The 13,425-nt window shown below is 62.0% G+C and carries 14 protein-coding genes and 1 pseudogene; 5 read left to right on the plus strand and 10 right to left on the minus strand.

Going from position 1 to position 13,425, the window contains the following annotated elements; genetic code table 11:
• Window positions 1-9: 9 nt before the first annotated feature.
• Window positions 10-243 carry a hypothetical protein gene (locus QGN17_RS20520; protein ID WP_281046468.1) on the minus strand — a complete coding sequence of 78 codons (234 nt, stop codon included), beginning with the start codon at window positions 241-243 and terminating at the stop codon, window positions 10-12.
• A gap of 80 nt (window positions 244-323) precedes the next feature.
• Here QGN17_RS20520 and QGN17_RS20525 point away from each other — a divergent pair, with 80 nt between their 5' ends.
• Complete coding sequence (locus tag QGN17_RS20525) at window positions 324-1,307, plus strand: ImmA/IrrE family metallo-endopeptidase (RefSeq protein ID WP_281046469.1); 984 nt, start codon at window positions 324-326, stop codon at window positions 1,305-1,307.
• On the opposite strand, the gene QGN17_RS20530 is transcribed toward QGN17_RS20525, so the two are convergent.
• Window positions 1,304-2,230 (minus strand): alpha-glutamyl/putrescinyl thymine pyrophosphorylase clade 3 protein, encoded by a 927-nt coding sequence (locus QGN17_RS20530; RefSeq protein ID WP_281046470.1) that lies wholly within the window; start codon window positions 2,228-2,230, stop codon window positions 1,304-1,306. The two genes, QGN17_RS20525 and QGN17_RS20530, sit on opposite strands and share 4 nt — an antisense overlap.
• A gap of 1 nt (window position 2,231) precedes the next feature.
• Window positions 2,232-3,218, minus strand: coding sequence for a thymidylate synthase (locus QGN17_RS20535; protein ID WP_281046471.1), 987 nt, complete (start codon window positions 3,216-3,218; stop codon window positions 2,232-2,234).
• Between the two features lie 1,823 nt (window positions 3,219-5,041).
• On the opposite strand from QGN17_RS20535, the pseudogene QGN17_RS20940 reads away from it, so the two are divergent.
• From QGN17_RS20940 to QGN17_RS20545, 3 genes and pseudogenes are all read left to right on the plus strand, one after another.
• Window positions 5,042-5,467 (plus strand): annotated as a pseudogene (locus tag QGN17_RS20940) (TniQ family protein); the annotation flags it as partial.
• Between the two features lie 138 nt (window positions 5,468-5,605).
• Window positions 5,606-6,532 carry a hypothetical protein gene (locus QGN17_RS20540; RefSeq protein ID WP_281046472.1) on the plus strand — a complete coding sequence of 309 codons (927 nt, stop codon included), beginning with the start codon at window positions 5,606-5,608 and terminating at the stop codon, window positions 6,530-6,532.
• Window positions 6,533-6,688: 156 nt separating this feature from the next.
• Window positions 6,689-6,883 (plus strand): oxidoreductase-like domain-containing protein, encoded by a 195-nt coding sequence (locus QGN17_RS20545; RefSeq protein ID WP_281046473.1) that lies wholly within the window; start codon window positions 6,689-6,691, stop codon window positions 6,881-6,883.
• Here QGN17_RS20545 and QGN17_RS20550 read toward each other — a convergent pair.
• From QGN17_RS20550 to QGN17_RS20580, 7 genes are all read right to left on the minus strand, one after another.
• Window positions 6,880-7,443 carry a DNA-3-methyladenine glycosylase I gene (locus QGN17_RS20550; protein ID WP_281046474.1) on the minus strand — a complete coding sequence of 188 codons (564 nt, stop codon included), beginning with the start codon at window positions 7,441-7,443 and terminating at the stop codon, window positions 6,880-6,882. The genes QGN17_RS20545 and QGN17_RS20550 overlap by 4 nt on opposite strands.
• 315 nt (window positions 7,444-7,758) lie before the next feature.
• On the minus strand, window positions 7,759-9,243 hold the full coding sequence (gene rpoN, locus QGN17_RS20555; protein WP_281046475.1) for an RNA polymerase factor sigma-54: 1,485 nt from the start codon (window positions 9,241-9,243) through the stop codon (window positions 7,759-7,761).
• Between the two features lie 5 nt (window positions 9,244-9,248).
• Entirely contained in the window at window positions 9,249-10,025 is a 777-nt protein-coding gene (gene lptB, locus QGN17_RS20560; protein ID WP_281046476.1) for an LPS export ABC transporter ATP-binding protein, read from the minus strand.
• 62 nt (window positions 10,026-10,087) lie between these two features.
• The gene (locus QGN17_RS20565) at window positions 10,088-10,669 is read right to left on the minus strand and encodes an LptA/OstA family protein (RefSeq protein WP_281046477.1); all 582 of its coding nucleotides are present in this window, start codon (window positions 10,667-10,669) and stop codon (window positions 10,088-10,090) included.
• Complete coding sequence (gene lptC / locus QGN17_RS20570) at window positions 10,666-11,337, minus strand: LPS export ABC transporter periplasmic protein LptC (protein WP_281046478.1); 672 nt, start codon at window positions 11,335-11,337, stop codon at window positions 10,666-10,668. Before lptC ends, QGN17_RS20565 begins: the two co-directional genes overlap by 4 nt.
• Window positions 11,338-11,444: 107 nt before the next feature.
• The gene (locus QGN17_RS20575) at window positions 11,445-12,065 is read right to left on the minus strand and encodes a ribonuclease D (RefSeq protein WP_281046479.1); all 621 of its coding nucleotides are present in this window, start codon (window positions 12,063-12,065) and stop codon (window positions 11,445-11,447) included.
• A gap of 31 nt (window positions 12,066-12,096) precedes the next feature.
• Window positions 12,097-12,867 carry a TerC family protein gene (locus tag QGN17_RS20580; protein ID WP_281046480.1) on the minus strand — a complete coding sequence of 257 codons (771 nt, stop codon included), beginning with the start codon at window positions 12,865-12,867 and terminating at the stop codon, window positions 12,097-12,099.
• 241 nt (window positions 12,868-13,108) lie between these two features.
• On the opposite strand from QGN17_RS20580, the gene QGN17_RS20585 reads away from it, so the two are divergent.
• Window positions 13,109-13,425 (plus strand): hypothetical protein (locus QGN17_RS20585; RefSeq protein WP_281046481.1); only part of this gene is annotated, 317 nt, incomplete at its 3' end.

The following is a 13,425-nucleotide window of genomic DNA, read 5'->3' on the forward strand; positions in this document are numbered from 1 at the left end:
GACGCTGAGTCATTGCCAAACGCGGGCGAGCTGATTGATTTTCGCGATGGTGAAATTGTTGGGGGGGATTCCCTTTTCATTGGCTTCGGTACAGACTACCGCGCAGCGTTCGTAGCGGGCGGTGACGCGCCACAGGGTGAAGATGGCGGGATCGCTTGGGGGCAGGTGCGACGGATTATGCTGGTCGAGGTATCGAGGTGCTAGAGGCTGAAATTCTGCCTCAGGAAAAAGACTGGTTTTCACGGCCTGGCGATAGCGTCCTGTCCGCGATGCGTCGCCGCCGTGTGTCGGCTGTCGACCTAGCCTCGAAGCTTCAGGGCGGCATGAGCCAGCTTCGCGACATCATAAGCGGAGCGGGTGCGATCGATTCTGCTGCGGCAGACGTGATCTCCAGCGCAGTTGGGGGATCTCCGACGTTCTGGAAAACCCGGCAGGAAAAGTACGAGGAGGCGCTCGCTCGTGCGGTCGCGTCGGTATCAGACGATGACGCCAATGTCTGGTTCGACCATATTCCGGCGCCGGATGCGAAGCCTAAGGGACGCGTCAACGCTGGCAATCGGTCAAGCGAACTCGAGAAGCGCTTGGCGTTTTTTGGCGTGAGCACGCTCGGCTCCTGGCATGCGCGCTATGGTCGCGATCGCCGCGAAACCCGTTTTCGCACGTCCTTCGCATACACGTCGCATGAGGGGGCGACGTCGATGTGGCTCCGGCAGGGGGAGGTGGAAGCTAGCCTCCGTGAGACGAGAGAATGGAACCCTGATCGCCTGCGTGAGCGCCTGAATGAGATCCGGAGCCTTTCGCGGATCAGCAAGCCAACGCGTTTTTTGAAGCTTCTGACCGCGCTGTTGGCCGAAGCGGGCGTTGCGTTGGTCGTGGTGCGAGCTCCCAGCGGATGCCGGGCGAGCGGCGCAAGCAGATTGATCGCGCCGGACAAGGCGATGGTGCTCGTTAGCTTTCGCTATCGGAAAGATGACCATTTCTGGTTCACCCTTTTCCACGAGCTTGGGCATTTGCTTCTGCATGGCGCGACGCCGTTCGTGGACGACGAGGAAACCAACCAGAAGGACGATCCTTGCGAGCGGGAGGCGAATGATTTCGCTCAATCCATGATCGTTCCCGAAAACCGGATCGCAGAACTCGAAAGTCTCCGCCCGGACGAAGATACGATCCGGCGATTTGCGGTTTCGCTCGGAGTCTCAACGGGATTGATTCTGGGGCAGTTGCAGCACCGTGGTCTGGTCCCGCATGGGAAGCTTGAGAAGCTTCGGCGGACATGGACTTGGGACCAGATTGAGGCCGCCGCCTAACCCTTGAAGTGCTCGAATTCGGTGGGCTTTTTCTGCCAGTTGCAGATCGAGTCTTCGAGCACCTCCATGCCGACGCCAAGATCACTGTCGAGGTCGTCGAGCCAGCCCTGTAAAATATCGGGGTCGGTCTTTGTCTCTGGGTTCCCGAGAAAGAGCAATTGAAGGCCAGAGCGCGGTCCCGTGGCTGTCTTCAGATACGCCGATCCGGCTTCAGCATGGATCAGCCGGTATCGCGAGAGCATCGCAACCCAATCGAACCGCCCAAGACGCCCGAAGCCCTTGATTGGGAGGGCATGATAGAAGGCGTCGAAAATTGAGTTGGGATCGTTGCCGGCCTCTCGGATGATGTCTGCGAAGAGACGTCGATGCCCCCCGCCGTCGAGAACCCAACGAACGTACTGGGCTATCGCGGCGCCCATCGGTCGGCGTGCATCCGGCTTGATGCTCTCATATTTTCTGTGGTTGCCGAATTTGCCGCCAATCTCCTGCCAATGCTCTGCCAGCCAGGCACCGAAAGCATCCGGATTTGCTGCGACGGCAGCCCAGTCCCATCGACCCTTTCCAAGCTTGCCGTAGATGTCGCGCAGACGGCGCCAACCGCTGTCGGCAGGCTTGGCAAGGTAGACCATCAGGAAGATGAGCCACGCCGCCTCATCGTGGGCACCATTCTGTAGAAGGTAGACCACACCAAGTTCAGCTTCAAACTTGTCCGAATGCGGGTCCGCACGTTCCGGCGCAATCGGCCCTCGATGCTGGATCGATCGAAAATAGTCATCGCGCCGGAGGCTCGCAACGATCTGCATCGCGAGTGTGTCTCGGGCCACCGGATTGGCGACGCCGGGAAGATGGCGGACGTTAGCCGAGTGATCCAGCAATGCCGCAGAAAGCGCGTCCTTACGCTCCTGCCATCGTGGCCATTTCATATTAGGCGGCCCCTGCTTCGGCCTGTTTCTGGGCCTTCCTTTTCTCGCCAGCTGCCTTGAGTGCCCGACGATCCTCGATGAAATTTTGGTAGAATGTGGTGCTCATCGAGCTGGAAATCTCCTGAATTTTCCCATCGTCGCTACCCGCGAAGATCACTTGCACCAAACGGGCAAGATCAGACCAGTAGGGGGCCGTCAGTTCGGCACCAGGGTCCAGATCCTCTCTGGCCCTGATCCTGGTTTCCAAAGCCAGCAGCTTTTCCATCTGAGCAAAGGGGGCATCTGTGGGCATAGGCGCCATCTCATCGATCCGCTGGAAACCTTCGCTGAGGTACCGCTTCGCGCGGTCGAGATCGCGAGCGTAGAGGTGCATGCTACCGACCATGTGGACATATTCCCCGAGCTCAAGCCCAAGCTCGGCGGCTACGAGTTCCTGGATCATCGTGAAGCAAAAAATGTCGTGCGGCACCCCCAGGTAGGCATCGTTTGATCGCATCATGGTGGACATATGCAAGGTGTCACCACGCCGATAGAACTGGAGTGACAGTGTGCAGGGTACGTCCAACTTGGTCAGGAAATCCTTGGCTTCGTAGAGTTGGATAACGGTCCGGCGGCTCCCGCCCTTCTCCCGCATAGCCTCGGTGACCGCGTGAAGTTGGTCAAATCCGTGCCGTGATCTGATGCGAGGACCATAAGCACCATTCACTTGCGGCAGGCCGTCGATATCGCCGTAAGATGGGATGTAGGGCTTCATAAATGCCACTTCATCGGAGCCAGCGAGATACCACAGCAACTCGCCGAGAGCGCTGAGCGGGCGCGATCGCGTCGCAGATCTGCTCAAGCGGGACCTGGGCTTGGTTAAGCGGAGCGTGACTCCAAGTAGCTCAATCGAGTCTCCCTGGTTGCTCCTGTTCTCCGATCCGTCTGCGATCAGCGCTTCGTAAAGATGATGCAAAAGATCGTCTAAACTGTCTTTTGTCAGCTCCACGAAGCACCCCCACGGACCCCAGTCTCGCCATGATAGAGGTCGAGCGGCCGGCTGCAAGCCCGTGAAATTTCCGGATTACTCGGCTTCGTTCAATCAGGTGCTTTTGGGGGCGGCACGGGCGCGAAAGCAAAGCGATGCTGCCACTCGCCGAACATCGGATTAGTGCCAGCGTCTGCACCGCGCCGCTCAAAGGCCACGGCATCATCGTCCATCATCGTTGCGTACTGCGCTTTCGGTTCAGTTTTATGCGCCGGGCCATTACCGGAGCTTTCTCATCGCGGCTGCGAGCTTCGAAGAGCTAGGAGCTAGGTGTCGCGCATATGCCAGCGGCTGCTTAGGGTTTCCGACGGTCGGAGCCGTTAGAATATGCAGCCTGGCATCGTGCGGCGTGGGATGTCCGGTCGGTCCGAACTTGTCCCGAGCATCGGATTGAGCTGGTGGAGCAGTGCCCATCTTGCGATCGCCAGATTGGATGGGATTACGGGTGTCTTGATCAATGCCGCTGTGGCTACCCGTTCTGGAAAATCGAGGCGGACCAGCTTCCAACCGGCGTGGGTATTGCCGATCAATGGATATGTGGGCGCTTGGGTCTACCGGGCGCCCGGGACCTGCCGCTACTAAAGGGCGAGGTTCTTCGCGATGCCATAGCGATCGTAGAAAGGATCGGGTGGGCAGTAACACTGGGGTATCGCTCGGTTAGGGTGCGAGCATCTGCGGCTGACAAAGCCCGGGCTCGCGACGCTGGTGTTGACGCGCTCGAGGATTGGCCAAACCGGTTTTCCCGAGCGCTTGATCGCGTTGCGACAAATCGCCTCGCCGAGGACCGCCCGTCCGGCCTTATCGGCTCTTATGGCTGGATTTACTCCGAACTGGCTGACGAGGCGCCACGAACGGCGGTGTCGAGGCAAATGCGAAAGGTCTTGCGAGAGCACGCGGTTCGCCATCAGATCGTTGCAGCCGATGAACCTGTGTTTGGCGAGGCTGTGCCTCGAACAATCTGCATGACGGTGGCGGCGGGCCTGCTTGGTATGGGCTACGATGGCGCTCGAGCACTGATGGACGGCATTGGCGCTATTCCAGCCGGTGTTCGAACGGGAGTGGCGTTCCCACTATTGCCGGATGATGTCTCACGGGCGCTTGTCAGGAAGGCCGCGTCGAAAGCTGCAACTGGACGGGCAATTGCTGCGCGCCTAGGCATCGGGCGTCGACAGGTTATGATGCTCAAGGCCATGTTCGATACGGGAGATGACGGACTGGCTATTCGCGACCCGGGAGATTGGGCTTCCGGTTTGATGGCGGCGATCAAGGCCAAGTGCGAAATAATCGAGACACAACCGAGCGGGGCAGCACGATTGCCCATCGCTTCCAAGTGCGTAGGCATTCCAACGGTCGAGGTTTGCCAGGCTATCCTCTCCGGGCAGCTGACGCCGCTAGGCATCCTGAGAGGATGGCCGAATCTTGGGGGTGTCGTCCTGTCGATCGCAGAGGTAAGCGCACTGAGACCTCAGCATTGTTTAAGCGTCGAGCAAGCAGCCCGCGCTCTAGGCCTGCATCCCGACTCAGTTCGTTACCTTCGTCGATCGGGCGTGATCGCTGGCGATCAGGCTAGGCTTTTAGCAACTGCTGTCCACACTTTCGGTCAAAACTATGTAGCCGCCAGCGCTCTTGCAGCAGCTGACGGGACTTCGAGCAGGGCAATCTGCCGGAGACTGGCTGCTGCCAGCATAATGCCATCATTTCAACCACCTGAGTGTCGGCAGTTCATATTCAGCAGGAAGGCAGTAACGAATCGTGGGCGCCGTGATGTGATTCGTGCGGTCTAAATGCCAAACTTCGCTCTGCCTCTTCGGGTTCAAGGTGCGGAAGGCGAGTCACCTTGGGGCCTATTAAATCGTCTGGCCCTCCGCAATAGGGCGTCGAGCCCGATCGAACTCATCAGTATGGTGGGGATACGTAATAGAGAGTTAGTCGAAAGAATTTACGCATCCTACGAGTTGGATCGCCTGTCTGATTTGTCGGGAATCCCAATCGATCAAATCAATAGACACGCCTTGATTCGCAACGATAAAGGCACGTTCATTAATTCAGTCCGAATTTCTATTTCGACTGGGATCAGGGTGATTAGGCGAGGCCCGGTCTGCCCAGCTTGCCTTGTTGAAGATATGGACCGTCGGACAGGTCCAGATTTATGTCGGCCATATCGGCGATTCTGGTGGGACGTGACTGGCGGATTGGTTTGTCCGAATCACGCAACCTACCTTCTTTTCCGCTGTCCGGTCTGTCAGGCCCCGCTAAGTCATCGGGATTTGAACCCATTGCTTTGTCCGTTCGGTCATCGGTTGGGGCCTTCAGGGCCGCCCTGTGCCTCCGAATTTGAACGGCGCTTTGTGGCCTCGCTGAAAGGAGAGCCGCTGGCGCATGGTTCGCCGCTCTCGGAAATGGCTCCAGTGCAAGCCGCCACTGCGTCGTTGCGGGTAGGTCTGACGGATCTATATGGTGGAAATCATCCTTTACTTCGTGATCTGGGTACGCCTGAGTTGGTTCGAGCCCGGGAGAGAGGTTTTGAGATTTTAGCTGACTGGCCGAACGGCTTCCGAAATTTTCTGGACAATCTTTATGATCAAAAGCCGTGCGGCGGTTTCTCAGTCAGATTTGTATATGGGGAGCATCTTTTTTACTGGTTGCGTAATGCAGATATATCGATTGAGCCACTGAGGCGCGAACTCAGGCAACATTTTCTACGGAACGCGCCCCGGCGTCTTGGACAATCTTCATTTGGAGGGGGCGCAAAGGTCGAGCCGAACTCAGTGACGCTCAGTTACCTCGCAACGGTATCCGGACGAGACGTTAAAACGATCATCAAAGTGGCTAAACATCGGAAGTTTGTAGATACCGACCACCCAACTCCCTCAACTCTTATCTCGAACAAGCACGCAAAAGAATTGATCGCTGATTTCGCAGACTCTGTCGGGGTAGCTGATGCAGTTAGCCTTATGGGTCTAACGAAAGTAGGTTTTTTGCGTTTGCGGCGGTCTGTGCAGGTGCCGGGGAGGTTGAGTTACAGGCACTATGTGCGCTCCGCGCTGATTGAATTCGTTGGGTTGGTCGGAAATGGGACCGGAGAGGTCGGTATCGCGCCGCCTAGGGCCGCTACCATTCCGGACGCAGCGAAGAGTACAAAAATTTCCACCGAGAAAATTGTAAAGGCGATTGTGGAGAGGCGGTTGCGCCCGCTTGGACGTCTCAAGCACACAAACGGGATATCATCGATCCTCGTTAACCTCGATGACGTTAGGAAGTTTGTCAGGAACTGAATTCCCGAACGAAGTTCCGCGCGATCTAAATTTAGGTAATTTTATTTTTATGATTGACTACGCAAGAATTTTTTAGGCAATTGGTTGATCGTTTTCGAGAATTGCTTTTCTACCGTTTGATAGAGCCCCAAAATGCAATAGGGTGATTTTATATATATGAATTCTCGGACACCGGTGTCGGGCGCGGAGCATCTGCCGCGCCCGCCCGAACGACCCGATCCGGAGATGTGTTGCGGCCGCGGCTGCTGCCCCTGCATCTTCGACTATTACGACGGTGCCCTCGCCCGCTGGCAGGCGCTGGTGCGCGAGCGCGGGCTGGACCCGACCGAGGTGATGGAACGGCTCGGCTAGAGCCGCGCCACCTCGCTCCGCCGGAAGCAATCGTGGGTGTGGTCGTTGACCAGGCCCGTCGCCTGCATCCACGCATAGACGATCGTCGGGCCGACGAACTTGAAGCCGCGCTTCTTGAGGTCTTTCGAGACGCGCTCGGACAGCGGCGTCGATGCGGGAAAGCTGTGGCCATCGCCCCGCAGCGGCGAGCCATCGACGAAGCCCCAGCAGTAATCGGCGAAATCCTCGCCGGCATCGCGCATCTTCAGATACGCCCGCGCGCCGCCGATCGTCGCCTCGATCTTGGCGCGTGAGCGGATGATACCCGGATCGGCGAGCAGGCGCGCGATCTCCGCTTCACCGAAGCGCGCGACCGTCTCGGGATCGAAGCCGGCGAAGCCCGCCCGGAACGCCTCGCGTTTCTTCAACACGGTGATCCAGGCGAGGCCCGCCTGGAAGCCGTCGAGCATCAGTTTCTCCCACAATGCGCGGCCGTCGCGCTCGGGCACGCCCCATTCCTCGTCATGATAGGCACGCATCAGCGGATCGCTGCCCGCCCAGCCGCAGCGCCGCTCGGTCACCGGCCGCCGCCCCGATAATCGAGCTTGAAAGCGATGATGCTCGATTCGTGGAGCGACACGGGCATGACGATCCTCTCCAAGGGGTTCTGGTGCATCGCCCTGCCCTGTACTTTAGGACAGGGCCGGACACTCGCCGACGCCGATTGACGCTACGGAAAGCGGCGTTTGCGTGTTGTGCACCCTCCAGTTGCTGACAACGCAATCAAAATTGAGCCGTTCGCACTTGCGAAAATCCATGATGCAGCGCACAAAGATCGGGCCTTTCAGGCATCCTCTCCTAAAACTTCAGGCCGTCCTTCGGGGCGGCCTTTTTTTTCATCCGGCGAGTTTCTTCTGGCGGCGACGCTGGACGGACGAGCCCAGCCCCAGCGCCTCGCGATATTTGGCGACCGTGCGCCGCGCGATATCGAAGCCGCGCTCCTTCAGCAGATCGACCAGCGTATCGTCGGAGAGAATGGCGTCGGCCGCCTCGTCGGCGATCAGCCTGGCGATATGGCTCTTCACCGCCTGCGCGGATGCCGCCTCGCCTCCGTCTGCCGACTGGATGGCACTGGTGAAGAAGAATTTCAGCTCGAACAGCCCGCGCGGGCAGGCGAGATATTTGTTGGAAGTGACGCGGCTCACCGTCGATTCGTGCATCCCGATCGCCTCGGCGATGGTGCGGAGCGTCAGCGGGCGGAGATGCTCGACACCCTGCCGGAAGAAGCCCTCCTGCTGCTTCACGATCTCGGTCGCGACCTTGACGATGGTGCGCGCCCGCTGGTCGAGCGCCTTCATCAGCCAGTTGGCGCTCTGCAGGCTGTCGTTGAGCCAGGCCTTGCTGCCCTTGTCCTGCGCGGCGCCGGAAAGCTCGGCATAATAGGACCGGTTGACGATCAGCCGGGGCAGCGTCGCGTTGTTGAGCTCCACCGCCCAGCCCTGCGCGGTCTGCGCGACGAAGATGTCGGGCACCACCGGCTGCGTCTCGGCCGCCGCGAACTGCAGGCCGGGTTTCGGATCGTAGGCGCGAAGCTCGCGGATCATGTCAGCCATGTCCTCGTCATCCACCCCGCAGATGCGCCTGAGGCGAGGCAGGTCGCCACGGGCAAGAATGTCGAGATTGGCGATCAGCTTCTGCATGCAGGGGTCGTAGCGATCGGCCTCCCTCGCCTGCAGCGCGAGACACTCGGCAAGGTCGCGCGCGCCGATGCCGGTGGGATCGAAGGTCTGCACCACTGCCAGCACATGCTCGACCAGCGACAGCGGCGCGCCCAGCCGGTCGGCGATGTCGAGCAGCGGGACGGTCAGGTAACCGGCTTCGTCCAGCGCATCGACGATGTGACCGGCGATCAGCAGCTGGTCGCCGGAAAGGACGGCGCCCGCCTGCGCGGTCAGGTGATCGGCGAGGCTTTCGGCGCCAACCAGCGTCTCCTGAAAGTCCCCGCCCTCACCACCGCCGGTCGACGTGCCCGCCATGCCGAGCGACCCATCCATGCCCTGCGCACCGGCCAGATCGGTCGGCGAATCGTGGTGGAAGGTTTCCTCCGCGTAATCGACATCGAGCGGCGCATCCTCGCCACCGCCGTTGAGGCCGGCGAGCGCGTCGGTCGGCTCAGGCGCTTCGCCGTCGAAGTCGGCTTCCGGCTCGCGCACCTCTTCCGAAGACCCCGCCTCCAGCAACGGGTTCTTCTCCAGTTCCTCGGCGATGAAAGCCTCGATCTCGAGATTGGAAAGCGCCAGCAGCTTGATCGCCTGCTGAAGCTGCGGCGTCATCACCAGCGACTGGGACTGTCGCAGGTCGAGGCGCGGACCCAGCCCCATCGGCGTTAGAGCGCGAAGCCCTCGCCGAGATAGAGGCGGCGCACGTCCGGATTCGCCACCAGCGCGGCGGGCGATCCCTGGAACAGCACCTTGCCGTCGTAGATGATGCAGGCGCGATCGACGATGTCGAGCGTCTCGCGGACGTTATGATCCGTGATCAGCACGCCGATGTCGCGGCGCTTCAGGTCCTTCACGAGATCGCGGATGTCGCTGATCGAGATCGGGTCGATGCCCGCGAACGGCTCGTCGAGCAGCATGATCGAGGGATCGCCCGCCAGCGCGCGGGCAATCTCGCAGCGGCGCCGCTCGCCGCCCGAAAGCGCGGTCGCCTTGGCGTCGCGCAGATGCTCGATGTGGAATTCGGCGAGCAACGTATCCAGCCGCTCGGCCCGGCGCGCCGGATCCGGCTCGGACAGTTCGAGCACGGCCGAGATGTTCTGCGCGACCGTCAGGCCTCGGAAAATCGATGTCTCCTGCGGCAGATAGCCCAGCCCCAGGATCGCGCGGCGATACATGGGCAGCGCGGTGATGTCCTCGCCGTCGAGCAGGATGCGGCCGGCATCCGGCTTCACCAGGCCCATCACCGAATAGAAGCAGGTCGTCTTGCCGGCGCCGTTGGGGCCGAGCAGGCCGACCACCTCGCCGCGCGCCACCTCCAGGCTGACGTCCTGCAGAACGGGCCGCGAATCATAGGATTTGGCGATCGAAACGATCGACAAGGCGCGCGTCGCCGGCGGCGTCGGGGATGCGCTGTCGCGCGACGAGAGGATCGTGTCGTTCATGAATGACCTTGTGCCCGCCGCATGTGGCAGGCTTCCTGCATGGCGATCAAGCCCCGGCGGGATTATTTGCCGGCGGGCTTGGCCGCGGGTGCGTTGTTGTCGTTATGCTGGGGCACGGTGAAGCGGCCCGAGACACGGCCGCCCTTGCCGGTCGTCCCGCTGCCGCCGACCGCGCCGCCGTCCATCGTCGCCTGGTTGGTGTCGAGGTTGATCACCAGCCGGCCACCGCGCACGGTGCTGGCATTGGGGCCGGTGCGATCGAGCGTCACCTTGCCGATCAGCGTGACCAGCCTTTTGTCGAGATCGTAAATGCCGTAATCGCCGTGCGCGATCTCGGTCGGCCGCGTGACGACGACATGGCCCGTCGCATCGAAACGGTGGACCTGCACGCTGCCGCCACCACCTTGGCCGCTGTTCGCCATGCTACCGGTATAGTTGGCAGTCATGCGGTCGGAGGTGAGCGTCATGTCCTGCTGCACAGCACGGACATTGCCGGTCAGGAAGGCGCGGTGTTCGAGATCGTGGACCTCCATATGATCCGCGTCGAAATCGACCGGCGCATTGCTGTTGTGTTTCGCCTGCTGCGCAGCCGCGGCACCGGCGATCAGGATGGCGAAAAGCGGCGCTGCGCGGCGGATGGTCATTTCGCGGATTTGGCGGTTCGCTGCGTGATATGCAAGCGGGCATGGCCGTTCAGCACGACGACCTTGTCGTCGAGGTCGGCGGTCATCCGGTCCGCGCTGAAATTGCCGAGCGGCATCGTGCCGGTCACCGGGTTGCGGCTGGCGAGCTTGCGCGTTTGCATATCGAGATCGACGTCATGCGTGTCGAGCCGGTAGCCGTCGGCGCTGCGGAAGGCGACCGGGCCATCCAGTCCGACCTGCTGGTTGTTCATGTTGTAGGTGCCCTTGGGCGCGGTCAGCGTCGCGGGGCCGCCCTGCAGCGCGATGTCCGCCGCGAGCGTGTCCAGCTTCACCACCGGATCGGCCGAGGTCTGCTGTACGGCGGATCTGGCGGTCAGCGAGAAGGGCTGGCCCTTGTCGTCCTCGCCGCGATAGCGCGCCTGGCTGACGCGCAGCCGCTCCTTGGCCATCGCCACGCGATCCTTGGCGAGCACGAACGAGATGTCGCGGCCCGAGGTCAGCGGCGCGAAGCCCAGCGCCAGCACGAGGACCAGCACCGAGGCCGGCAGCGTGACGCGCGCCACCGCGATGATGCGATCGTGATTCGAGCCCGGCCTCGCCCAGATGCGCCGCTTGCGCCGCTCGGCGCGCGCGACGTCGGACAGAGGCCCGGCGACCGCCTCAGGCATCTTTGTTCTCGGAGGAAGTCCGCACCGGCCCGCTCCCCCACCCGGCCTCCCACAGCGTATCCTGAATGGGAGGTAGGGTGGGGGAGCGGGCCGGTGCGGGATACGAATCACGCATGGGCAAAGATGTCGATCTCGGGCCAGCCGGCGAGATCCAGCTCGGCGCGCGCCGGCAGGAAATCGAAGCAGGCCTGCGCCAGATGCATGCGGCCCTCGCGGATCAGGCGCTCGTCCAGCTTCTCCTTCATCGCGTGAAGGAAGCGCACGTCGGAGGCGGCATAGTCCTTCTGCGCGTCGGACAGATCCGGCGCGCCCCAGTCGGAAGATTGCTGGACCTTGGAGACCTCCTGCCCGAGCAGTTCGCGCACCAGTTCCTTCAGGCCATGGCGATCGGTGTAGGTGCGGATCAGCCGGCTGGCGATCTTGGTGCAATAGACCGGTGCCGCCACCGTATCGAGATAATAGCGGATCGCCGCGAGATCGAAGCGCGCGAAGTGATAGAGCTTCAGCCGATCGGGATCGCCCAGCACCGCGCGCAGGTTCGGCGCGGCATAGTCGCTGCCCGGATTGAAGCGGACGAGATGCTCGTCGCCGCTCCCGTCCGAGATCTGGACGACGCACAGCCGGTCGCGGGGTGTGATCAGCCCCATCGTCTCGGTATCGACGGCAACGCTGGCGCCGGGCGCGAACACGCCGGCGGGCAGGTCCTCTTCGTGGAAATGAACGGTCATGCCCCGCGCATAGGCGTTTGGGGCTTTCCGCTCAATGCCGCTTCTTGCGCTTCCTCGCCGCCATGTTGAGCGCCTCGACACCGCCCGAGAAAGCCATCGCCGCGTAGATATAGCCCTTGGGGATGTGCACCCCGAAGGCATCCGCGATCAGCACCGCGCCGATCATCAGCAGGAAGCCCAGCGCCAGCATCACCACCGTCGGGTTCTTCGAGATAAAGCGCGCCAGCGGATCGGCGGCGATCAGCATCAGCCCGACCGCGATCACCACGGCGGCAATCATGATCGGCAGCTCGCCGGTCATGCCGACGGCGGTCAGGATCGAATCGATCGAGAAGACGATGTCGAGCGCGATGATCTGCGCGATCGCGGAGCCGAAGGAGAGGCCGCTCTTGGCGCCTTCACCGCCATGCCCCGCCTCGTCCTCGTCCATATTGTGGTGGATTTCCTTGGTGGCCTTCCAGATCAGGAACAGGCCGCCGCCGAGCAGGATCAGGTCGCGCAGCGAGAAGGCGGTCTCGAACGCCGGATGCCCGTCGACCGGCGGACCGTGCAGGCCAAGGTCGATCACCGGCGCGGTCAAGCCGACGAGCCAGCTGATCGTGGCAAGCAAAGCGAGGCGCATGATCAGCGCGAGGCCGATGCCGATTCGCCGCGCCCTGGTCTGCTGCTCGGGCGGCAGCCGATTCGACAGAATCGACACGAAGACGAGGTTGTCGACACCCAGCACCACCTCCATCACGATCAGCGTGGCGAGGGCGGCCCAGGCGCCGGGATCGGCGAGGAGCGAGAGGACGGACTGCATGACGCGCCCTAGCTGCCCGACTCGGCGCGTTCCGCCAAGCATTTTGCGCAGATGGCGTTGCATCTTTGCCACGGGGCGGCACGCCGGCCTGAACGCACGATGAAATGGCTCGCAGGCCTGTGGATAATCCGTTATGACTCGCAACAAGCGCGCGCATACTTTCGCGCTCGGAGGTTTGCGGCTGCGCCCGGTACGCGATCCTCCAAGAGATATTGGGCGACCCGGGAAAGATTATTCCAGCATGAGTTTTGATCGTGGGCGGCGCGGGCAGCGCGGCGGCAGGGACAAGCGCGACGGCTTCGGCGGCGACGATTTCGGTGGCGGCGGCGGCTTCGGCGGCGGTGATTTCGGCGGCGGTTACGGCGGCGGCGGTCGCGGCGGCTTCGGCGGCGGCGACCGTTTCGGTGGCGGCGGCGATCGCTTCGGCGGTGGCGGTGATCGCTTCGGCGGCGGCGGCGGCGGTGGTGGTCGCGGCGGCTACGGCGGTCGCGGCGGCTTCGGCGGCGGCCCGCGTGGTGGCGGCGGCGGCTTCGGCGGCCCGCGCGGCGGCGGCATGCC

The organism is Sphingomonas oryzagri (genome assembly GCF_029906645.1).
Taxonomy (GTDB): Bacteria; Pseudomonadota; Alphaproteobacteria; order Sphingomonadales; family Sphingomonadaceae; genus Solisphingomonas; species Solisphingomonas oryzagri.